The organism is Flavobacterium sp. (assembly GCF_965277525.1).
Lineage (GTDB): Bacteria > Bacteroidota > Bacteroidia > Flavobacteriales > Flavobacteriaceae > Flavobacterium.
The window spans coordinates 783,177-805,326 of the sequence record NZ_CBDIDC010000002.1 but is presented as its reverse complement, the minus strand read 5'-3'; the positions used below and the strand labels follow the sequence as shown (position 1 = coordinate 805,326).

The window sequence follows — 22,150 nt, the reverse complement described above, 5'->3', positions numbered from 1 at the left end:
ATGGACCAATCCACTGATGAAACAAGTACAACCAAACATAAGTTTATGCTTTTTGTTTCGGGTATGTCTGTAAAGTCAGGCCATGCCATTGAAAACCTACGCAAGATTTGTGATCACTATCTTGCCAATAATTACGACCTGGAAATTATAGATATCAGTCGTGATACGGAACAGGCAGTAATACATCAAATTGTAGCAATACCAACATTAATAAGAACAAATCCTCTCCCTAAAAGAATTATTTTAGGTGATTTGTCAGACAAACAAAAGGTATTAAGAATTCTAAATATAAGTGAATAATTTGCAGGACAACAATACAAATATCGAATCCCTATTAGCCGAAATAGCCTCATTAAAGGAACAACTTTATGAATCAAATAGTATTGTTGATGCTATAAAAGAAGGAGATGTTGATGCATTGGTGGTTAATACTAATGGAACTCCTCAGCTCTATTCACTCGAAACTGCCGATTATACTTTTAGGCTCCTTATTGAAAAATTCAGACAAGGTGCGCTGAGTATTTCGAGAAACGGCCTTATATTATATTGCAATGATTATTTCTCACAATTAGTGGGTTTGCCTTCTGAAAAAATAATAGGAAACTATTTATATGAATACTTTCATAATTCAGACTATTTTGTTCCGCTTATCGAAGCTTTAAAATATGGTGTTACCACGCATGAGATTGTATTTAAAACAGAAAACGAAAATAAAACTTTTCCTGCCTATATCGCCTTAACGGATCTTGAACCTGCTGTTCAGGGAATCGGAATTGTCATTACGGACTTAACAGAGAAGAAAAAACACGAGGACGCATTACTACGCAATCAAAAAGAACTCGAGGAAAAAATCAACGAGCTCAATAAAACAAATGCCAATCTTGAAGAATTCATTCACGTCATATCACATGACCTCAAAGAACCACTTAGAAAAATCGTAATGTACAACGGCAGAATAGATGCCTCCTATCTTTCAGAAGCAGATACTAAATCGATGAACGTCATGAAATTATCAGCATTACGATTGAATTCACTTGTAGATGATTTAGTGAGTTATTCCTCTCACACAGCGCAGGAAGAACGTACTGAGGTTAATTTAGTTGAAATAATTTCTGAAGTAAGTGATGACTTGGAAATCATAATGACAGATAAAAAAGCACAGATTGAGATTGGAAAATTACCAATATTAAGAGCTTCTAAAGTACAAATGCGCCAACTTTTTTCTAATCTTATCTCTAACGCAATAAAATACAGCAAAACAGATCGGCATCCTCTCATTCAAATTTCCCAAATCGATAATTTTGAATCTGAAATTCCAAACCACAACGATCAGTTTATCAAAATTCAGGTAAAAGATAACGGTATTGGGATGGAGAAAAGCCATCTCCTTAAAATTTTTACGATATTTCAGCGTTTACATGCTAAGAACGAATATTCCGGAAACGGAATTGGTTTAGCTATTTGCAAAAAAATCATGGAAAACCATTCAGGCAATATTACTGTAGAAAGTAAACTGAACGAAGGAACCACATTTAATCTTTATTTCCCCATTTTATAAAATGCCAAAATTATATAACTTACATATTATCATAGCCGAAGATGATTGCGATGACGCAGATATTATCTGTCATACCTTTACTAAAAATCCCGATTTTGCAAAAGTCAGTCTTGTTGCAAACGGGGAAGAACTTTTAAACTTCTTAAAAGATACTGCCAAAGAAACTCCTGATGTTATCCTTACCGACATAAATATGCCTATTCTTGATGGTATTGAAGCGCTACAGGAAATTTTAAATACTAATGATTTGCAACACATTCCCTGTTTTGTATATTCGACCAGCATAAATCCTGTATACAAAGAAAAATGTGATTTGATGGGCGTAAAAGCTTATCTTATTAAACCCTACTCTATTGAAGGTTTTGATGAAATTCCTAAAAGTATTCTTTCTCTGATCGAATAACTTTTTTTGAGTCTGCCGAATAAAAAAAATAGCTTCCTGACTAAAGATCAGGAAGCTATTGCTCTGTTACAGCATACCGAAATACTCTTTTTTAATTAAAATTTAATCGCAATCTTTCCAATCGTTTTACCCGATTCCAGTAATTCATGAGCTTTTTTGAAATTATCTGCTGTTAGTCCGCTAAGCGTTTGATTCAGCGTCGACCTTAGTGTACCATTATCCAGAAGATCAGCAATCTTATTCAGGATGTTGTGTTGTTCCTGCATATCGTCAGTTTCAAACATCGAACGCGTGTACATTAGTTCCCATGAAAATGAGGCACTTTTATTTTTTAATTTATTCAGTGCCACAGGATCACTACTTCCGGTAATTGATGCAATATGGCCTTGAGGCTTAATCAATTCGACCATTGTATCCCAATATAAATTTGTATCAACAAAGTCCAGAATAAAGTCTGTGTACTGAAATCCTGCTTCGCGTACTGAAGCGATTAAATCTTTATGATCAACCACAAAATCAGCACCTTGTTCTTTGCACCAGGCAATAGTTTCCGGACGGGATGCTGTGGCTATCACTGTCAACCCGGCAATTTTTTTTGCTAATTGAATCGCGATCGAACCTACCCCTCCGGCACCACCAATAATCAAAATTGATTTTCCTTTGTCTTTTTCAGGATTGATACGAATACGATCGAATAGTATTTCCCAGGCTGTCAAACTAGTTAAGGGCATTGCAGCAGCAGCTTCAATACTTAGCGATGTTGGTTTTTTTCCCACAATTCGTTCATCAATAATCTGATATTCAGCATTGCTTCCTGATTTGGTAATATCTCCGGCGTAAAATACGGGATCACCTACCTCAAATAAACGCACATTTTCGCCCACTGCTTCAACAATTCCTACAGCATCCCAACCAATAATTTTGGGCGTCTCCAGAACAGTATCTTTTGCACTACTCTGACGTATCTTAAAATCAACCGGGTTAACAGATACCGCGCTAATTTTTACTAATAAATCGCGCCCAACCGGAATTGGTTTTGGTGCTTCAAACGCTATAAAGCTCTCTTTTTCAGCAATTGGTAATGATGTTTTAAATCCTATAGCTTTCATATTTTTATTTTTTAAGTTGTAATAATTAGTACAAAGATAATGGCAAGCAGAATTTTAAGAATGGTACAAGTTGAGGGTATATCTGTATAAATTTATCAAATTTAAATGGTATTATTATAATGAATTGTTTTTTCAAACATCTTATGGTATATTTGACTACAAGATAAAATTTAATAATATAATTTATGCTTCTCAACCATTCTCTCTTTCAAAAAACAGTTTTTTATGTACTTGTTTTTTGCTCCTTTTTGAGTCATGCGCAATCGCAGGATCCGGCGATTAAAAATGGGTTTTATCAAAATCCAATATTTGCCGGCGACTATCCTGATCCTTCGATTATAAGGGATGGCGAAGATTATTATATAGTACATTCCTCTTTCAATTATTTTCCGGGATTACTTATCTGGACCTCTAAAGATCTCATCAATTGGCAACCTGTTACACATGCGCTCACTAAAAATGTTGGTGCAGTATGGGCTCCTGATTTGGTAAAATACAACAATAAATTCTACATCTACTTTCCGGCAAATAACACCAATTATGTCGTGTGGGCAGATAAAATAAATGGTCCGTGGAGCGATCCCATAGATTTAAAAATAGGAAACATCGATCCGGGACATGTTGCGGACGAAGAAGGCAATCGTTTCCTGTACTTCAGCAATGGCACTTATGCTGCTTTATCAAAAGACGGACTTTCAATTATAGCCGATGCAAAACAGGCTTATGAGGGTTGGCCGGTACCGGAAGACTGGTCGATTGAGTGTTTTTGTATGGAAGGTCCAAAAATTATAAAACACGGAGCGTACTATTATCTTACCGTTGCCGAAGGTGGAACCGCCGGGCCTGCAACGAGCCATATGGTAATTTCGGCACGATCAAAATCACCTTTAGGGCCATGGGAAAACTCTCCGTACAATCCAATTATAAAAACCAATAGCAGTACTGAAAAATGGTGGTCTAAAGGTCATGCCAGTCTCATTGATGATGCCAAAGGCAATTGGTGGATGGTTTTTCATAGCTATGAAAATGGCTATTACAATATGGGACGCCAAACGCTTTTACAACCTGTAGAATGGACTAAAGACGGCTGGTACAAAAGCCCTGAAGGCATAAAAACAGAGGCACAATTAAAAAAACCTGCCGGTCAATTGATCAAAAGTAATTTCTCTCTTTCAGATTTTTTTTCTAAAACAACCTTAAGTCCGCAATGGCAATTTTTTAATGATTTTGAGCCCGAAAGATTTAAACTTACAACAAACGGAATACAAATTAAAGCAAAAGGGAAAAGTATAGGCGAAAGTGCGCCACTACTGTGCACGCCTTCTGACCACTCGTATACCGCAGAGGTTGAAGTCGAAATTGAAGGAAATGCAACCGCAGGTCTTATCCTTTTCTACGATAGCCGGCTTTATACCGGTATTGCCGCTGACAAAGAAAACATACTGGCCATACTGAGATCATGGCAATTTCCTACCCAAAAAGGCATTAATCAAACCCATCTTTTTTTACGTTTAGACAAAAAAGAACAATTGGTAAACATGTATTACAGCACAGATCATAAAGAATGGCATAAAATTGAAAATTCAGCAGAAGTTACTTCTTTTAATCACAATGTACTAAGCGGATTTATGAGTCTTAAACTAGGCCTTTCTGCTGTTGGTGATGGGCAAGTCACCTTTAAAAACTTCATCTATAGCCCAAAAAAATAAAGCATTTAGCATTGCATTATTTCGGGAAATACCTCTTTGTTGTATCAGCAAGTGAGGTATTTTTCTTTTATAAAATGAGTCAAAATCCGTTTCGCCGACCATTTTGTCCGTCTCGACCCAATTTATCCTCTTTTAAAAATGAACTCAATATACTTTTGACGGGTATAAAAAAAATAAATCGTATAAAATCAAATTTTAAAATTATGAAAATCGTCAAAAATGTATTCATCGGTTGTATTCTTCTTGCTTCAGCCAATAGCTTTAGTCAAAGCTTTTTTAAAAACATAGGAGAACGTCTTTATTTTGGTGTAAAGGCCGGAGCGAACTATAGTGACTTTACCAATGCAAGTTTCGACACTCAAGGTCTGACCGGATTTCATGCCGGTGCACTTGTTGGCTATAAATTCAATGATCACTTTGCCGTTCAGGAAGAGTTTTTATATTCTACACAAGGCGCAAAAATCAAAGGAGGACTTATGGATGCTGAAGACATCAGGCTTTCTTATGTTACTGTACCGATTCTTTTGAAATACAAAACTGATTTTGGGTTGTATCTGGAAGCGGGTCCGCAAATCGGGATTTTAGTCGACGAGGATTTTACAGCTCTTGGTATCAATTCAGGTACAAAATTTGCTGAAAAAATTGATGGCGGAGTGGCAGCAGGAATTGGATATCAATTTCAGAACGGACTTGGAATCGGGGCACGATATTATAGATCTTTAACCGATGTGAGCAAAGTAAAAACGGCAGGATTCAATACTGATTTCCAAAACAATACCGCACAAGTAAGTTTGTTTTATATCTTTTAATGAGCAAAAGAAACGGGTTATAAAATTCCGACTGCGCCAAGTAGTCGGATTTATAGTAAAGAATAAATCCTGAAATTAAACTTCAATTTTGCCCCCATAACAAACTGGTTTTAAAATAACATGAATAGTGCTTTTAGAAAATCGTGATTTTTTCATCTGACTATATGTTACTTATCCCGAGTGAAACGTATTTTAAAAGTTTAAGGTTATGTTTCCCTATCTTGAAATAATAGATTTTACAAATTTCTACTCAAATATTTGTACATTTCGTATGATAAATAAAAAGCAAAAATATTTGGATAACATCCTGTATGCTATGATAAACAATATCAGAAAAACAATAACTCCCTACAATCTCAAGGAGATCCGGAGATTGAATATCCTTTTGGTAAGCCTTGCCTTTCCGTTTACTTTTTTATTGCTTTTTTTATTCGAAGAAATTCTGTCCTCCTTATTTGTCCTGGCAATCAAAACGGCTTGTTATATGTTTATTACAAGCAATTTATTAGTTTGGATTTTAAAATTCAGTGCTAAGAAATTTCCGGATGACTTGTTTAAGTTTCATCTTTGCAGATTAAGTCTCAGTTATACATTTGGTATTGGAATCTATCTTACGTTATGGCCCATTTTTTCTTATCTCGCTAAAATTCCCAGCCATTTAGATAATTATAAACTTTTAGCCGCTTTTATAGCTATATCAACGGTATTAACGACAATCATTTTGTTTCTGCATGATTTTGTAATATTCAGACAAAATAAAATTCAGACCGAACTTGAAAACTCACGGTTGCAACTTCGAAGTACCCAGGCTGAAAACCTGTTGTTGAAACAGCAAATTCATCCTCATTTTTTATTCAATTCTTTAAATACATTAAAAGCATTATATAAAAAAGATCCTAAACTTGGCGAAATTTATTTGCTTCAATTAGCTGACTTTCTTCGTTCTGCCGTATCCTTAAACAATAGTCATGCGACAACGCTTCAGGAAGAACTGGACATTTGTAAAAACTATATGGAAATGCAAAAAATACGTTTTGGTGAAGCTTTAGAATGGAATTTAAAAATTGATAATCCCGAAATGCTAAAAGGGTTTGTTCCTTCTTTTTCGCTGCAACCTTTACTCGAAAATGCCATTAAACACAACATATTTACCAAAGAAGCCCCTTTGAATTTAGTAATAGCACAGCACGAAAATTTTATTACTGTGCGTAATGCCATAAACCCCAGAAATGCCGGAGAAACATCAACAAAAAGCGGCTTAAGCAATTTAGCCGAACGTTACCAATTATGGTCAGGAGAAGAAATTATAATTAAGAATGACGAAAAATATTTTTCGGTCAGCTTTAAAATTATGCCCCATGAAAATAGTAATAATTGAAGATGAACTACTCGTTGCCGAAGACCTGATCAGCAATCTCAAACAAATAAAACCCGAAGTCGAAATTGTAAGCGTTTTAAGTTCTGTCAAAGAAGCAGTCGATTATTTTTCGGTCAATCCACAGCCTGATCTTATTTTTAGTGACATACAACTGGGCGACGGATTAAGTTTTGATATCGCAAAAGTAATCTCGATTGAAGTTCCGGTGATTTTCTGCACTGCTTTTGATGAATATGCCTTAGAAGCTTTTAGAGCAAACGGAATAGAATACATTCTAAAACCTTTCAGTACTGAATCTCTTGAAAAAGCACTGCTTAAATTTCAGAACATGCAAAAAGTAATGGCAGGAAGTATTGCCTTAAAATATGAAGCGGCAATGGCCACTTTAGAAGCTAAAAACAAAAATAGCAGCAGTACAATCATGATCAAATACAGAGATCGCTTATTGCCCTTTACACTTGATAAAATTGCTTTTTTCTGTCTCGAAAACGAGATAACTTATATGCACGCCCATTCCGGAAAAACCTATGCCATGACAGAGAGTCTGGAAGAACTCGAACATAAAACAGGAGCCACTTTTTTTAGAATGAACAGGCAATTTCTGGTCAACCGCAATGCTATTACTGACGCTACAGATTATTTTCCCAGAAAATTAAAAGTCAATTTGTCTTTTCCTTTCGATAAGGACATTATAGTAAGCAGAGAAAAACGAAGTAAATTATTAACCTGGTTAACAGAAAACTAAGACTGTATTGAAATAAAAATACTTTTAAAAAAAGAGCTGATCATAAGATCAGCTCTTTCTATCCCAATTAAAATTGAGCAGCAAACTCTTTTGCAAAATCTTCTAATTTGATTTTTCCGTCAGCAGCGACTTTATTGTTCAAAAAATCTTCCTGAATTTTTCCGCTTCTTAAACCAGATCCCATTTCCTGGTACAATCCGGCCATTTCTTCCGGTAATCCGGCTTGTGTCATTCCGCCAAGAGCTTGTTCATCTGTAAATTCTACCCACGGCAATTCCGGTTTACCAATTGCCTGACCTAAAGCTTTGGCAACATCATTTGGCGTACGAACATCACTTACAATATAACGAATGTTTTTTCCGGATGGTGTTTTTTGCAATTCTTCAGCCGCCGCAATTGCAATATCCTCAGGATGTACAAACGGAATTATAGTTGTTGTTGGATAATTTGATCCTATAATACCTGCACCTTTTATCATCGGAACATCATTGTATAAATTGGTATAGAAAAATCCCGCACGAAGAAAAGTCAGCGATATGTTTTCTAATGTCTCATAGATTTTTTCGATGTTGTAAAGTCCTGTAATTGGGCCGGTTCCATTAGCCAAATCGGCACCAATACTACTTAACATTACAACACGTTTTACTCCGGTTGCTGCAATCGCACTTGCAATAGCTTTACCGGCAGCTGTAGTATTCGCAATAATATTCGCTCCACCCATATTAGGCGGAGTCATAGCAAAAACGGCATCAGCAACTGTAAAAGCACTTTTTAAAAAAGCAACATCACTTACTGACCCTACTATCGCTTTTGCGCCCAAAGTTTCAATAGCTGCAACTCTATCTTTATTACTGGTAATCACGGTTACTTCATGCCCTGAAGCAATCAGTTTTGTGGTTAAAGGTTTTCCTATATTTCCCAATGAACCTGAAATTGTAATTTTCATATCTAAAATATTTTTTTATTATCTCTAACAAAGGTATATTTGTACTTACTTTTATACAAGTACTTACCCTAAAGTATGCGCAAATGACAGCAATCAAAGAAACATCGACCATTCAGGAAAACAAGCAATATGCCTTAGAAAAATGCCCTGTAACTTACGTAATGGAAAAAATTGGAGGCTATTGGAAACCTATTATTATTTATCATCTTTCAAGCGGTGCTTTGCGCTATAGCGAACTAAAAAGAGCCATTCCCGCAGTAACCGAGAAAATGCTGATTCAGCATCTAAAGCAACTAGAAGCAGATAATTTAGTCATCAGAGAAGCAAAACCTGTTGTTCCTCCTTTTGTAACCTACAGCTTAAGTAATGCAGGAAGGGGTTTAATGCCTGTTATTGAGGCAATGGCAACATGGGCTTTTAAGGATAAGGAAGATGGTTTTAATGCCTCCTAAAAATTCTGGAATTTTAAGAATCAGCTGAATCAAAACATCCCTACTTTTACATAAAAATATATCAATGAAAAACAGATCAATACCACACGCCGGTTTAATTTTAAGAGTAGTTCTTGGGATCACAATGCTTTCTGCAGTTGCAGACCGCTTCGGTCTTTGGGGTGCTCCTGGTGCACCCGGAGTCGCATGGGGAAATTGGGAAAACTTTGTTACCTATACCCAAACCTTAAACTCTTTTGCCAGTAAATCCCTGGCCGGAATATTAGCTTGCTTAGCTACATTTTTCGAAATAGTATTTGGTATCTCCTTGATCATTGGGTTCAAAACCCGAATCATAGCTTTAGGTACCTCAGGATTAATGTTGCTTTTTGCAATCAGTATGGCAATTTCAGTTTCAATAAAAGCACCTTTTGATTATTCTGTTCTAACCAGTGCTGCAGCCGCTTTATTACTTTCCACTCTTGGCAAAACGTCTTTCTCAGTTGATAAGGAATAAAGTAGAATAGATTTTGCAGTTTAAATGATTGGAAGCTCATCGGGCCATCTGCTATATCTTTTGTGGTGAACCCCGCCACAAAAGGATCCCGCTCATTTCCGGGCCAGGAAACTCGTTTTCACAAGAAGCTTTTTGTTATTATATTTAAAACATTAATAATGAGTATTTTATAAAATAAATTAGAGAATCATATAAAGAATTAAAAACCTAAAGCTCTAATTTTGAAACAATTAATTATTAACGAAATAAATAAAATTATGAAAACTTCATTCAAATCAAAAATGGCACTTCTTTTTATTTTAATAGGACTTTCGTTTTCCTGCAAAAAAAAGGAACCCATACCAGCAGACACAAACACTTATGTCGATTCTACAACAACAGCAATTGACAGTGTCAATACAACAGTAGACAGCACATCAGCAATTGTTGATACAACAACTGTAAAAAGAGATTCTATGACGAAAACAAAAAAATAGATCATGATTCTATTTTATAAAGAACTCAGATTATTATTTTTATGAAAACTCCCTTGTAGTAACAATGGAGTTTTTTTATGTTTTAATTTCGCTTCAAAATTAATTGACAGTACCATCAATACACTTTATCCCAAAAGTTTTTTCAACCTGTTAGGTGTTCAACATACTAACTTTTACTACAAACTATACCGTAACGTCCAGGAAATATAAAAACACCTATATCATCTGTTTTTAAAGATCTTACGGCTATATAAATTAAAGTCTTATTTTTTTTAAGGTTTATTTAAGCTCCTAAAATCTTCCCGAATAAATATCAATTCGTAAATTAGCACCAATAAAATTAATCCGAATGACAGTACTTACATTTACCCTGATTATGATTCTTGGTGCTTTTTTAGCAGGTTTTATTGGTTCATTATCAGGTCTGGGTGGCGGAATTATCATAATTCCCCTTTTAACAGTCATTCTTGGCGTTGACATTCATTATGCAATTGGTGCGGCCCTGGTTTCTGTAATTGCAACTTCTTCCGGTTCAGCGGCAGCCTATGTCAGGGAAGGAATCACGAATATGAGATTGGGAATCTTCCTCGAAATTGCCACCACTATAGGAGCGGTTTGCGGAGCTTTACTATCAGCCATTGCTCCTACCTCTTTCATCGCTGTTTTATTTGGACTTACTTTAATTTTCTCAGCTATAAATTCACTTCGAAAAAAAGAGGAACATATTGTTTTAGAATCCAGCCCCTTAGCTAAAAAACTTCGGTTATCAGGAACTTATCCTTCACACGATGGACAAGTTATCAGTTACGGAACCAAAAATGTGATTGGCGGATTTAGTATGATGGGAATCGCCGGAATGATGTCAGGATTACTCGGAATTGGTTCCGGTGCTTTTAAAGTGATTGCTATGGACAATATCATGAGAATTCCGTTTAAGGTTTCTACTACCACCAGTAATTTTATGATGGGTGTTACTGCAATGGCAAGTTCTGTAATCTACATTCAAAAAGGATATATTGAACCCGGAATTTGTATGCCGGTGGTTATTGGTGTTTTGTTTGGCGCTATGGCCGGAGCAAAAGTGCTGGTAAAAACAAACCCTAAAAAACTAAGAATATTTTTTGCATGCCTTATTTTTGTGCTTGCTGTTAACATGATCTATAACGGACTTAATGGAAAAATCTAAAGCTATGCAATACGAAAAATTTGGTGAAAAAGATTTTCAAACGATCATCGGAAATTTATTGCGCTACGGTGTCTGGATCTCATTATCAGTCGCTTTTATTGGCGGAATTGTCTATTTAATGGGTCATAGCAACGATATTGAAAATTACTCTGTCTTTAAAGAAAATGATCGTAATATTTTTGAAGTAATTGCATCAATTTACGATGGTGCGATTCAGGGAAATGGAGAATCGTTAATATTTGTTGGCATTATCCTGCTTTTTCTGACTCCGGTATTACGTGTTCTTTTATCGCTGTTTTCTTTTCTTTTAGAGAGAGATTATCTTTATGTAGTCATCACATTAATCGTTATTATGATCATCCTGATAAGTGTATCGTTTGGATTTTCACATTAAAATACAATTCTTAAAAAAATCATTAAGCACATAGAAACACAGATTCAGGTTGTCTGTTTCTATGTGTCAAAAACATACAACCTCAACGCTTACCGATCAAATACTATTTTTGATCAATTGCCCTAGCCTTTTTAAGTCGAGTGCTACTTTTTCTTTCCATTCTAAAGCAAAATTTAAGCGCATACAATTGTTGTACTGATCGTGCTGTGTAAAAATACGACCAGGGACAAAACCTATTTTTTGCCTGATCGCTGTATCGTACAAAAGTGCTGTATCAATTCTTTTATCGAGTTCAAGCCAAAGAAAAGAACCTCCCTGCGGCTGCGAAATTTTGGTGTTTTCCGGAAAATGGTCTTCTATCGTTCGCTGAAAATGAAGCGAATTCGTATACAATGTATTTCTAAAATTTCTCAAATGATGATCGTATCGCCCATGTTCCAGAAAATCAGCAATTACTTCCTGATATAAAGAAGGCGAAGAAACAGTCTGAACCATTTTTTGCCTGATTATTTTCTCCTTAAATTTTCCGGGTGCCACCCATCCTACCCGATATCCCGGAGCCAGAGTTTTAGAAACAGATCCGCACCACATAACAATACCAGCTTCATCATAATACTTACAGGGTTTTGGCCGGCTTGTTCCAAAAAAAAGGTTGCCGTATAGATCATCCTCAATCAGAGGAATATCATGATGGGTAAGTAATTTTACCAATTCCTCTTTATTTTCATCGGGCATCAGACTACCCAGCGGATTGCTAAAATTGCTCATAAAACAACACACACTAATTTTATGAATTACCTTTTTTAAAGCATCCAAATCTACGCCCGTGGTGGGATGAGTGGGCAATTCGATAATATTAAGTCCCATCGTTTGTGCCATCTGAATGATCCCAAAATAGGCAGGACTTTCGATTGCAATAGTATCCCCTCTTTTGGTTACCGCCATCAGACAATTATAAATGGCATTGATCGCACCTGAAGTGGTTACAAAATCATCCTCTGTCAATTTTCCTTCTAAAACAAAAGACCATTTTGCAAGATTACGTCTCAAATTGATACTTCCCTGAACAGGCTCATATCCTGCGCCACTTTCTTCCAAATTGCGCACGGCTTTTACAACACCTTTGTTGAGCTTGGCAAGAGGCAATAAGCTGGGATCCGGAACTCCTAATGAAAATCTGGTGATACTTTTATCATTCACGCTATTAAAAACTTTCGTAATCAAATCATCAGAACTCGTTTGTTTTTCTGATAATTTCAGTTTGTTCATAGAAGGTATTGAGAGCTTTCTATTAGATGTTTTACTGATATAAAAACCTGATTTTGGCCGGGATTCAATTAGCGATTTACTTTCTAATTCTAAAAAGGATTGTTTTATAGTGTTCAGACTCACGTTATGCAATTTTTGCAAAGTCCGGATAGAAGGAAGCTTATCTCCAATTTTCAATGTTTCGGAGAAAATTTGTTCCTGAATGATATTTGCAATTTTTAGATATAAAACTTCTTTCGCCATTTTCTTAATCTTTATCTGTACCCGGTAAATTTACCAAAATTTAATCTGTAACCCTTTTTATTACTCACACAAATGCAACCAATTGACTAGTCTTTCAGTAGCACTTTGGATTTTACTTGTACGCGTTTCCGGATCTTTAAAGGTCGTGTGAAAGCTATTTTCTGCATAAAATTTTAAATCCTGTTCTCCTTCAATACTATAAAAATCTTTTTCCCAATACGAATTAATTTCAGTTTCTCCGTTTTTATTAATTGCAACAAAAGCATAACCAATTACACGATTTTCAAACGAAGCAACGCTTAAAGGAAGCCCAAAATGGTGTTTTAACTGTGATAATCTGTTTTCAGTAACAATACTTTCTTTACTCTTACTTTGAAAAATACTTACCACAGATTTTAAAAACGATATGTTGATTTCGTCAAATTGAATATGGGCTGTTTTTGTGGCTTCCATCTTGATAGTGATTTAATTTCCCAACAAAATTAATCACTAAAACAAAGGAGATACAGATACAAAAATCGTTTTATTTAAGGGTACAGATGTTTACTAAGCCCTATTTTTAAAGTAAATGAAATATTCGCCGTATTTATAAATTACTCCAAATATATCTTTCCTGAATAAAAGCAAACTGATAAATACCTATTATTCCTTTACATATGTAAATGCAAGGATTCTTTAATCATTGTTTTTTTGTTGGGTAATTTTAATATCAAAAATAAACAACAATGAGACGATTAATTAAACTAATAAAAAGCAGCAAAGAACCATTACCAATTATAGCAAGTGTTCTTGGAATACTTTTAAATTTATTTCTGCTCCCGATTCAATCCCGAATTTGGAATGGCAGTGAAGGTCCCGGAATATCAAATTTCCTGACAAGCTTTCTGGCTAAAGATGCATTACTAAAAGAACCTGTCAAATCAACTTTAAACATGCCGGAACAATACTTTACCTATGGGCATTATTTTGTTTTGGTTTATTTTTCTCTGCTCATAGCAATCTGGAGCAGTCGTTTTATTCGCTGGCAATGGCTAAAAAATGGTGTCCTAATAATGACCTCTGTTGCTTTAAGTGCCAATGTATTAATTTATTGGGTAAGTGAGTATCTAACCATTTATGCCCGAAAAATATTCTTTGACTATATTGAGGTTCCGGCAATTGCAATCTTATTGATTCTATTTACCGTAATCGCATTTAAATCAAAAGATTACAGTGATTCGATATGGAAAAAATGCCTTTACTTACTACCTGTCTTGCTCGCTTTATTAATGACAATCCTGTTTCAATATATTCCCCATGCACCTGTATTATCGCTTCTTATTTGTATTCTAATATTAAGCATCAACAATCAGCAAATAGAGAAAACGCACGACAAACCTAAATGGTATTCAATTCTGGTAAAGGTTGTCGCTATTATATTGATTGTTATTTCTTTTGGAATTTCCTTCGCAGTTAAATACAGGCCAAGCAATATAACATCAGAAAATCAGAAGATTAAACCGTACAATTTTGCTAAAAACTCCGGAATCGAGTTATATGTTTTTAATACAGGATTTAACCGAATGACAAAAGCACTTAGTCCAACCTATAAAAAATGGAGACCATGTCCTGTTTATTTAATTAAACATCCCAAGTTTGGCTATCTTTTATTTGATACCGGAATATCAGAAAAAGTAGCTATTGAAGGCCAAAATGGTTTAGGATTTCCAATGTCCTTTTTATTTGAAAGTAAATCCAAATCGGAAATGCTGGCTTTTAATCAGATAAAAAAAATTGGAATACACCCTGAAGAAATTAAGTACCTGGCTCTTTCGCATCTTCATGATGATCATATAGGCACAATCGATGCCTTTAAAAATGCTCAGCTAATCATGAATAGTAAATCAGAACCCCAACAAGCCAATTTTCCGAAATTTACAAATGCCTCTTCGTTCAAAAAAAGTAATTCTCCGTTAGGAAAATCGTACGATATGTTTGGTGATAAAACAATTCAATTAATAGAAAAACAAGGACATACAGATAGCGATTTAATGCTTTTGGTAACGTTGGATAAAGGTCCGGTTTTATTAACAGGAGATGTAGTTGTACATGCTGACTGGCTCAGATCGACGGATGTGGAAAGGTTGCCAACCCAACCTGAAAAAGCAGCACAAAACAGAAATAACATTAAAAATCTGGAACTAAAAAGTCCTGAACTGATTGTATTTCCGGGTCATGATATGCCTGTAGTTCCAAAAAGCAGAACCGATATTTTTATTGTAAATCCTTCATTCTTTTCTACCGCTTATTTAAACATTAAACAAAATTGAAACTTTAATCATTACAAACACACGAAACTAAATAGAAATTAGTGTTTAGAAGTACAAAACCCATGATCGAAGAAAGCAATTAGATTTTATTTAAGAAAGAGAAAAAATAAAATTTAATACCTTTACTATATGATAGAAATAGGAATTGACAGTTTTGCTTCGGCGATGTACGGAGACAACAACACTTTGAGTAGTGTCAATGCGATGGAACAATTACTCCAAAGAATCGAGCTGGCAGATCAGGCCGGACTTGACGTTTTTGGAATTGGCGAACATCACAAAAAGGAATTTTTAGATTCGGCTACAGCGGTTATATTAGCTGCAGCTGCTGCACGAACGACACGTATCCGATTATCGAGTGCTGTTTCGGTTTTAAGTGCCGCTGACCCTGTGCGCGTCTATCAGAGTTTTGCTACGCTGGATTTAATTTCGAAAGGAAGAGCTGAAATTGTTGTGGGTCGTGGATCTTCTATTGAAGCATATCCTCTTTTTGGTTTTAACCTCAATGATTATGATGCCCTTTTCAAAGAAAAGTTAGATTTACTATTACAAATTAGAGACAATGAGTTTGTAACCTGGTCGGGAAAATTTCGTCCGGCTTTGAACAATCTCCCAATATACCCAAGAGCATTGCAGGAAAAACTGCCTGTTTGGTTAGGTGTTGGCGGAACTCCGGAATCTTTTGTGAGAGCAGGATCTCTGGGATTGCCTTTGATGGTTGCCGTAATTGGCGGACAAACGCATCGTTTTCGTCCGTTAGTCGATTTGTACCGTGAAGCCGGAAAAGCCGCAGGTTACAAACCTGAGGAGCTTAAAGTAGGTTTGCATTCACCGGGTTTTGTTGGAGCAACAACCGAAAAAGCCATAGCCGAATATTATCCCGGTTATGCTGAACTTTGGACCAAATTAGGCAGAGAACGTGGTTGGCCACCCGTAACAAAAGACAAATTTAATGGACTTATAGATGATCAGGGTGTTCTGGTTGTGGGTGATCCGGAACGTATTGCCGAGAAAATTCTACGCCATGGCGAATCTCTTGGCGGAATCTCCAGGTTTACATTCCAAATGGATAATGCAGGACTTACGCACAAACAATTAATGAATGCCATAGAACTTATAGGCTCAAAAGTAATTCCGTTGATTCATAAGGGATAATTTTTTCCACTCCCGATAGTTATCCGGATAAAAGGATTAAAAGATTAAAAAGGTTTTTCATTTTAATAAAACTTTAAACCTCTGAGCCTTTGAATCTCTGAACCTCAAAAAAAAGCATCCGCCATTCGACGGATGCTTTTTTTATAAAAACTCTTAATTAAAAATACTCTTAGAATTTATAAGTAACTCCTACTCTAAAGTTTATAGGCTGTTCTGTTTGCCAGTAATAGGCTTTAAGATATTCGTTATAAGAACCGCTATAAAGATATTTATTCAGGATATTGAATACGTTTGCTGTAATCTTAAACTTTTTAGTATCATACGATAAACCTCCGTCCAGTTTAAAATAATTTGGAAGTTTTTCAAGACCTACACCCCAGGTATCAGTTTGACGACCTGCGAGATAAGTCCCTCCTATAGAAGCTCCTAACCCTTTAAGTGAGCCATTTTGGATACTGTAATTTAACCACGCATTTGCAGTATGTTTAGCATATCCCGGAACAATATCACCAACTTTAATTCCTGTTGCAGCAGAAACAGCCGGATCAACTTTATTTACGATAGATTCGGTAAAAGCATAATTAGCAATCACATTAAAACCGTCCAAAATCTTTCCTCTCAAATCAAATTCAACTCCTCTTGCTCTTTTTTCTCCCAAAACTACACTGTACATTTCTCCTGGTTTATTTAAAGGATCAGACGTTAGTTCATTTTGTTTTAAAATACTATAAGCAGATACTGTTGTACTCCAGGTTCCGTCAAACCAGTCTTTTTTAATACCAAATTCTGTATTATTACCTGTAAGTGGTTTTACTTTATCTCCATTTAAAATAATCCCGGCTTGCGGAATAAAAGCCTGATCGTATAATCCGTACACAGCTAAACTTTCGGTTACAGAATAACTTAAACCTGCACGTGGTGTGATATGAGTATCAGAAATTGGATCTCCGCCCCAGCTTGCCTGTTTAATCCAGGTATATCTTGCAGCAAGGGTCAATCTTAATTTATTTTCAAAAAAACCAAGTTCATCCTGAATATATCCTGCCGCGTAATCTGTACTTATTAAACCTCCGGCAGCTTTTGCTCTTATAGAAAGAGGTGTTGTATGATCAAAATCTGGCATTCCATTAGATGGCGTTCCATAATTTGGATTCAGTAAATTAAACGGATCATCTACTGTATCAAGATTGTGAGATTGTCCCCAGTCTGCCATATAATCTTTACTTCCTAAATCTACTCCTGTCAATATTTTATGGGTAACAGCTCCGGTATTGAATTTTCCGTTCAGGAATATCTGACCTAAATACATATTACTTTCTGCATCCCAGATACCAACGTTTCTGATTACTTCATTTTTTGCAAGATCTGCAGTTGGACCAACAGCATTTGGCCATGAACTATACCCTTGTTGTATGTATTTAAAATAAGAAGTCTGTGCAGTCAACTTCCAGTTATCATCAAATTTATGTTCAAACATAAGATAGCCGCTATGATCCTGAATGTTAGTATCAGGCAATCCCGGTTGTGTCATGGTAAAACCCACTGGTAAAGTTGCATATCCGTCAGATGCGGGACCAAATACATAATATGAACCAATTTCAGTCATGTTTGCATACTGAAAATTATATTCGGCAGTAAGTTTCGTTTTATCATCAACCTGATACGTAATAACCGGGGCAATTACATAACGATCATTGTGCTCAAACGGTCTGTGAGAACCTTTCTTTTGTGCAGCCGCATTAAAACGGTACAATAATTTACCTTTTTTATCTAATTTACCGTCAAGATCCACACTGGCTCTGTAAAAATCATAACTTCCTGCCATTACAGTAGCTTCCCCTTTAGTAATTCCGGTTGGTTTTTTAGTCACCACATTATAAAGTCCGCTTGGATCACCACTTGAAAGCATGAATCCGGCTGGTCCTTTTACAAACTCTATATGATCTACAAAGCTCATATCTTCGGTAAGCGGTCCCCAAAAAGAAGACACTACATTAAACCCGTTACGAAAAGCCTGAATCTGAGATCCGCGCATTGTAATATTAGTATACAAATCTCCCCAGTGTTCTAAACGTACAGCTCCACTCACGTTTCTAATCACTCCATCACTCATACTAATGATTTGTTGGTCTTTTAAAGTCTGGGCGCTCACAATCTGAATGTTTTGCGGAATCTCAAGTATAGGAGTCTGAAGACGTAATGACAAAGAAGGCTTATCTTGCTTGTACTTGTTTTTGGTAATGACTACTTCGTCGAGATCTTCCTGACTTTCAGAAAGCATAAAGTTTTTAATAGTAGTTTGTTTTGCGTTAACGATTATCTGATCATCAGTTGTATGAATTCCTACCGCATGAATACTAATAGTATAACTGGCCGGTTTTACATTTTTAATTTCGTACTGCCCTTTTTCATTTGTAACAGCAGTATATTTTGTTCCTCTAAGAACCACAGAAACGTTTTCCGCAGGTACATTGCCGCTCAAAGAAACTTTTCCTGTTATTTTTCCCAGTTCCTGACTCATCATAGCGAAAGAGCTTAGGAACATCAGGCAAAATAAAACTTTTTTTATAGTCATGTTATTCATTTTATTTGGTTTTGATTTTCGTGGCAAAAGTAACTGCTAAATATCTGTTTTACAAAATTATTTTTAATTATTCTAAATAAATATAAATATCTAATGAATTCTGATCTTAATCTTAAACAATATTGTGGTTCAAAAGATTAAATAATGGATAACTCTCCTTACCTTTAAGTTCCAAAAAAAATTCAACTATGAATACGACCAGCACAATCAGAAAAGTTGCCATTGTTGGCTATAACCGAATTCCTTTTGCAAGAGCTAATACCGCTTACGCCGAAGTTGGAAATACACAAATGATGACAGCAGCCTTAAACGGACTGATAAATAAATACAATCTCGAGGGAAAATTACTCGGGGAAGTTGCCGGAGGAGCTGTCATCAAACATACTTATGACAATAATCTCATCAGAGAATGCGTGATGAAAACGGCACTCGATCCGGCTACACCTGCCTGCGATTTGCAACAAGCCTGCGATACCGGAATAGAAAGTGCCATATATATTGCCAATAAAATTGCGCTGGGCCAAATAGAATCAGGAATTGCAGGCGGTGTAGATTCTATTAGTGATATGCCAATTGCTGTAAGCGAAAAACTGAGAAAGATTTTACTTCATGCACGAAAAGCAAAATCATTAGGCGAAAAAATAAAACTGTTTCTAAAACTACGTCCGAAAGATTTAACTCCTCTGGTTCCAAGAAACGAAGAATCGCAAACCGGACTTTCGATGGGTGGTCATACTGAAATCACGGCAAAACACTATCAAATCTCGCGTGAGGATCAGGATAATTTAGCGCTTAAAAGTCATTTGAATATGGCAAAAGCATATGAAGAAGGTTTTTTTGATGATATGATTACACCTTTTAACGGTCTGGATAAAGATAATAATCTGCGAAAAGACAGTACAATTGAAAAATTAGCCCAATTAAGGCCTGCATTCGATAAAGTAAACGGAACATTGACCGCAGGAAATTCAACTCCGCTTACAGATGGAGCTTCCTGCATTCTTTTAGCCAGCGAAGAATGGGCTGCAGCAAATGGACTTCCTGTTTTGGCTTATATTACTTTTGCCGAAATTGCCGCCATTGAATATGTCAAAAATCAACAAAATCTTTTGTTAGCACCTTTATTTGCTGCGAGCAGAATGCTTGATAAAGCGGGATTGACGTTGCAGGATTTCGACTATTACGAAATTCACGAAGCTTTTGCTGCACAAGTCTTGGCGACCTTAAAAATTTGGGAAAGTCCGGAACTTAGTACACAATTAGGTTTAAAGAAAGCTCTTGGAGCAATCGACAGAAATAAACTTAATGTAAAAGGAAGCAGTCTTGCCGCAGCACATCCTTTTGCCGCTACCGGAGGAAGAATCATTGGTGTTATGGCAAAATTATTAAATGAAAAAGGTTCCGGAAGAGGGTTTATATCCATTTGTGCTGCAGGAGGACAAGGTGTTACCATGATTATTGAGAAATAGCAATTAGGTCTGGTTGCCTTTGTCAAATTTTAAAACTTTGACAAAGATTTTACTATTCAAATTCTCACCTATCCTACCATATTTCGATCGAATATTTTTTAGCCACGCATTACACCAATTTTCACTAATTTTTAATCTCATTAGTGTAAAAATGATTCGTGAAAATTGGTGTAATTCGTGGCAAACAATCTTTAAAAATACAAAACCCGACAGTCCCGAAGCCTCGGGATAAAACCTGTCGGGTTTACTCATTACGAAAATGTCCAACTATCGTAATTTTATTTTTAATTTAAAAAGCAAACTCTTCAACAGCCGCTATAGCTTTAGGTAAAGCACTCTCGGCAAAATCAGGCATAGCTGTTCCTTCTACCCGGAAAGTCGTAACATCTGTTATTCCTAAAAAACCTAATACGGTTCTCAAATACGGCTCTGAGAAATCATAACTTTTGTATGGTCCTTCAGAAAATATAGCTCCGGAAGCAATAGATAAAAACACTTTTTTATTAGTTAATAATCCTTTTGGTCCATTCTCATCATAACTAAAAGTTTTACCAGCTCTCGCAACCTGATCAATCCATCCTTTTAATACTGCAGGAATCCCAAAATTATAAAGCGGCACGCCAATAACAATAATATCAGCTTCTAAAAGATCTTTTGTTGCTTCATCAGAGTTTTTAAGGATCTGCTTTTGTGTTTCTGTGTGCTGATCAGCAGGTGTATAAACTGCATTTATATGCGAGTCAGTCAAATAAGGGAAAGGTGTTTTTGAAAGGTCAAGCGTTTGCACCTGAGTTTCGCTATATTCTGTTTTTAATTTTTCCAGAATAGCATTCGATAATTGGTTACTAAATGAAGTATCACCTTTGGTGCTTGTTACAATATTCAAAATCTTTGTGCTCATATAATACTATTTGTTTTATGATACAAACTTATATACATTTGCTATCTCTTTTATAGTACTATCCTCAAGGATAGCGCTATCCTTGAGGATAGTAACATGAAACATATGAAAACACCATTCGAAAAAACAATAGAATTAGCCTGTGAACCAGAAGAATGTCTCGCTGCATTACTTCCGGTAAGAGATGCATTAGAGGTTTTAAGCGGAAGGTGGAAATTGCCTATACTGATCGCTTTATCCAGCAGGCCAAAACGATTTAAAGAAATTTCTAAAAATATAAAAGGAATAACCGATAAAATGCTATCGAAAGAACTTAAAGATTTGGAAATAAACAAATTGGTAACCAGAACCGTTTATGATACATTTCCACCAACGGTTGAGTATGCATCAACAGAACACAGCAAATCTTTAGGCAATGTTATCATGGCTTTAAAAGACTGGGGAACTTTACATCGAAAAGAAATCATAGGAAACTAAATAATAATACAGAAAAAAGAACTAAAACTGTAACAAAATCTAAAAACTGGTCTCTATAATAAAAAGTCATTCTAAAATCAAC

22 protein-coding genes are annotated in these 22,150 nt (G+C 35.8%); 16 read left to right on the top strand and 6 right to left on the bottom strand.

Annotated elements, in window-relative coordinates:
* Genes ACQY44_RS05560 through ACQY44_RS05550 form a run of 3 tightly spaced genes read left to right on the top strand, consistent with a single transcriptional unit; the run spans position 1 to position 1,961 of the window.
* Positions 1 to 300, top strand: a complete 300-nt coding sequence (locus tag ACQY44_RS05560; RefSeq protein WP_428229402.1) for a circadian clock KaiB family protein — start codon at positions 1 to 3, stop codon at positions 298 to 300.
* Complete coding sequence (locus ACQY44_RS05555; RefSeq protein ID WP_428229401.1) at positions 293 to 1,558, top strand: sensor histidine kinase; 1,266 nt, start codon at positions 293 to 295, stop codon at positions 1,556 to 1,558. Before ACQY44_RS05560 ends, ACQY44_RS05555 begins: the two co-directional genes overlap by 8 nt.
* Position 1,559: 1 nt before the next feature.
* Positions 1,560 to 1,961, top strand: a complete 402-nt coding sequence (locus tag ACQY44_RS05550; protein ID WP_428229400.1) for a response regulator — start codon at positions 1,560 to 1,562, stop codon at positions 1,959 to 1,961.
* Positions 1,962 to 2,056: 95 nt separating this feature from the next.
* Here ACQY44_RS05550 and ACQY44_RS05545 read toward each other — a convergent pair whose 3' ends face one another.
* Complete coding sequence (locus ACQY44_RS05545; protein WP_428229399.1) at positions 2,057 to 3,070, bottom strand: zinc-binding alcohol dehydrogenase family protein; 1,014 nt, start codon at positions 3,068 to 3,070, stop codon at positions 2,057 to 2,059.
* Between the two features lie 185 nt (positions 3,071 to 3,255).
* On the opposite strand from ACQY44_RS05545, the gene ACQY44_RS05540 reads away from it, so the two are divergent.
* The 4 genes from ACQY44_RS05540 to ACQY44_RS05525 all read left to right on the top strand — a co-directional run bounded on the left by ACQY44_RS05540 (position 3,256) and on the right by ACQY44_RS05525 (position 7,711).
* Positions 3,256 to 4,779: a family 43 glycosylhydrolase gene (locus ACQY44_RS05540; RefSeq protein WP_428229398.1), complete on the top strand. Its 1,524-nt coding sequence runs from the start codon at positions 3,256 to 3,258 to the stop codon at positions 4,777 to 4,779.
* Between the two features lie 203 nt (positions 4,780 to 4,982).
* Positions 4,983 to 5,588, top strand: a complete 606-nt coding sequence (locus tag ACQY44_RS05535) for a porin family protein (protein ID WP_428229397.1) — start codon at positions 4,983 to 4,985, stop codon at positions 5,586 to 5,588.
* Positions 5,589 to 6,072: 484 nt separating this feature from the next.
* Positions 6,073 to 6,966: a sensor histidine kinase gene (locus ACQY44_RS05530; protein ID WP_428229396.1), complete on the top strand. Its 894-nt coding sequence runs from the start codon at positions 6,073 to 6,075 to the stop codon at positions 6,964 to 6,966.
* Positions 6,947 to 7,711: a LytR/AlgR family response regulator transcription factor gene (locus ACQY44_RS05525; protein ID WP_428229395.1), complete on the top strand. Its 765-nt coding sequence runs from the start codon at positions 6,947 to 6,949 to the stop codon at positions 7,709 to 7,711. Before ACQY44_RS05530 ends, ACQY44_RS05525 begins: the two co-directional genes overlap by 20 nt.
* Positions 7,712 to 7,778: 67 nt before the next feature.
* On the opposite strand, the gene ACQY44_RS05520 is transcribed toward ACQY44_RS05525, so the two are convergent.
* A complete protein-coding gene (locus tag ACQY44_RS05520; RefSeq protein ID WP_428229394.1) occupies positions 7,779 to 8,657 on the bottom strand; it encodes an NAD(P)H-binding protein in 879 nt (292 codons plus the stop codon).
* 83 nt (positions 8,658 to 8,740) lie between these two features.
* Here ACQY44_RS05520 and ACQY44_RS05515 point away from each other — a divergent pair, with 83 nt between their 5' ends.
* The 5 genes from ACQY44_RS05515 to ACQY44_RS05495 all read left to right on the top strand — a co-directional run bounded on the left by ACQY44_RS05515 (position 8,741) and on the right by ACQY44_RS05495 (position 11,661).
* On the top strand, positions 8,741 to 9,109 hold the full coding sequence (locus ACQY44_RS05515) for a winged helix-turn-helix transcriptional regulator (RefSeq protein WP_428229393.1): 369 nt from the start codon (positions 8,741 to 8,743) through the stop codon (positions 9,107 to 9,109).
* A 64-nt stretch (positions 9,110 to 9,173) separates the two neighbouring features.
* On the top strand, positions 9,174 to 9,605 hold the full coding sequence (locus ACQY44_RS05510; RefSeq protein WP_428229392.1) for a DoxX family protein: 432 nt from the start codon (positions 9,174 to 9,176) through the stop codon (positions 9,603 to 9,605).
* A 257-nt stretch (positions 9,606 to 9,862) separates the two neighbouring features.
* Positions 9,863 to 10,081 carry a hypothetical protein gene (locus ACQY44_RS05505; protein ID WP_428229391.1) on the top strand — a complete coding sequence of 73 codons (219 nt, stop codon included), beginning with the start codon at positions 9,863 to 9,865 and terminating at the stop codon, positions 10,079 to 10,081.
* Between the two features lie 349 nt (positions 10,082 to 10,430).
* Positions 10,431 to 11,267: a sulfite exporter TauE/SafE family protein gene (locus tag ACQY44_RS05500; protein ID WP_428229390.1), complete on the top strand. Its 837-nt coding sequence runs from the start codon at positions 10,431 to 10,433 to the stop codon at positions 11,265 to 11,267.
* Positions 11,254 to 11,661 carry a DUF1634 domain-containing protein gene (locus ACQY44_RS05495; RefSeq protein WP_428229389.1) on the top strand — a complete coding sequence of 136 codons (408 nt, stop codon included), beginning with the start codon at positions 11,254 to 11,256 and terminating at the stop codon, positions 11,659 to 11,661. The genes ACQY44_RS05500 and ACQY44_RS05495 overlap by 14 nt, the downstream gene beginning before the upstream one ends.
* Before the next feature lie 96 nt (positions 11,662 to 11,757).
* Here the strand turns inward: ACQY44_RS05495 and ACQY44_RS05490 are convergent, their stop codons facing one another.
* The gene (locus tag ACQY44_RS05490) at positions 11,758 to 13,173 is read right to left on the bottom strand and encodes a PLP-dependent aminotransferase family protein (RefSeq protein WP_428229388.1); all 1,416 of its coding nucleotides are present in this window, start codon (positions 13,171 to 13,173) and stop codon (positions 11,758 to 11,760) included.
* 60 nt (positions 13,174 to 13,233) lie between these two features.
* The gene (locus tag ACQY44_RS05485; protein WP_428229387.1) at positions 13,234 to 13,626 is read right to left on the bottom strand and encodes a hypothetical protein; all 393 of its coding nucleotides are present in this window, start codon (positions 13,624 to 13,626) and stop codon (positions 13,234 to 13,236) included.
* 272 nt (positions 13,627 to 13,898) lie between these two features.
* Between ACQY44_RS05485 and ACQY44_RS05480 the strand changes: the two genes are divergently transcribed.
* Together ACQY44_RS05480 and ACQY44_RS05475 are read left to right on the top strand one after the other, a co-directional pair.
* Positions 13,899 to 15,482, top strand: coding sequence for an MBL fold metallo-hydrolase (locus ACQY44_RS05480; protein ID WP_428229386.1), 1,584 nt, complete (start codon positions 13,899 to 13,901; stop codon positions 15,480 to 15,482).
* Positions 15,483 to 15,614: 132 nt separating this feature from the next.
* Positions 15,615 to 16,637, top strand: coding sequence for an LLM class flavin-dependent oxidoreductase (locus ACQY44_RS05475; protein ID WP_428229617.1), 1,023 nt, complete (start codon positions 15,615 to 15,617; stop codon positions 16,635 to 16,637).
* Positions 16,638 to 16,806: 169 nt separating this feature from the next.
* On the opposite strand, the gene ACQY44_RS05470 is transcribed toward ACQY44_RS05475, so the two are convergent.
* Entirely contained in the window at positions 16,807 to 19,221 is a 2,415-nt protein-coding gene (locus tag ACQY44_RS05470; protein WP_428229385.1) for a TonB-dependent siderophore receptor, read from the bottom strand.
* A 188-nt stretch (positions 19,222 to 19,409) separates the two neighbouring features.
* On the opposite strand from ACQY44_RS05470, the gene ACQY44_RS05465 reads away from it, so the two are divergent.
* Positions 19,410 to 20,690, top strand: coding sequence for an acetyl-CoA C-acetyltransferase (locus tag ACQY44_RS05465; protein ID WP_428229384.1), 1,281 nt, complete (start codon positions 19,410 to 19,412; stop codon positions 20,688 to 20,690).
* A 289-nt stretch (positions 20,691 to 20,979) separates the two neighbouring features.
* On the opposite strand, the gene ACQY44_RS05460 is transcribed toward ACQY44_RS05465, so the two are convergent.
* Positions 20,980 to 21,591, bottom strand: a complete 612-nt coding sequence (locus ACQY44_RS05460) for an FMN-dependent NADH-azoreductase (protein WP_428229383.1) — start codon at positions 21,589 to 21,591, stop codon at positions 20,980 to 20,982.
* Between the two features lie 105 nt (positions 21,592 to 21,696).
* Between ACQY44_RS05460 and ACQY44_RS05455 the strand changes: the two genes are divergently transcribed.
* The gene (locus ACQY44_RS05455; protein WP_428229382.1) at positions 21,697 to 22,068 is read left to right on the top strand and encodes a winged helix-turn-helix transcriptional regulator; all 372 of its coding nucleotides are present in this window, start codon (positions 21,697 to 21,699) and stop codon (positions 22,066 to 22,068) included.
* Positions 22,069 to 22,150 lie beyond the last annotated feature (82 nt).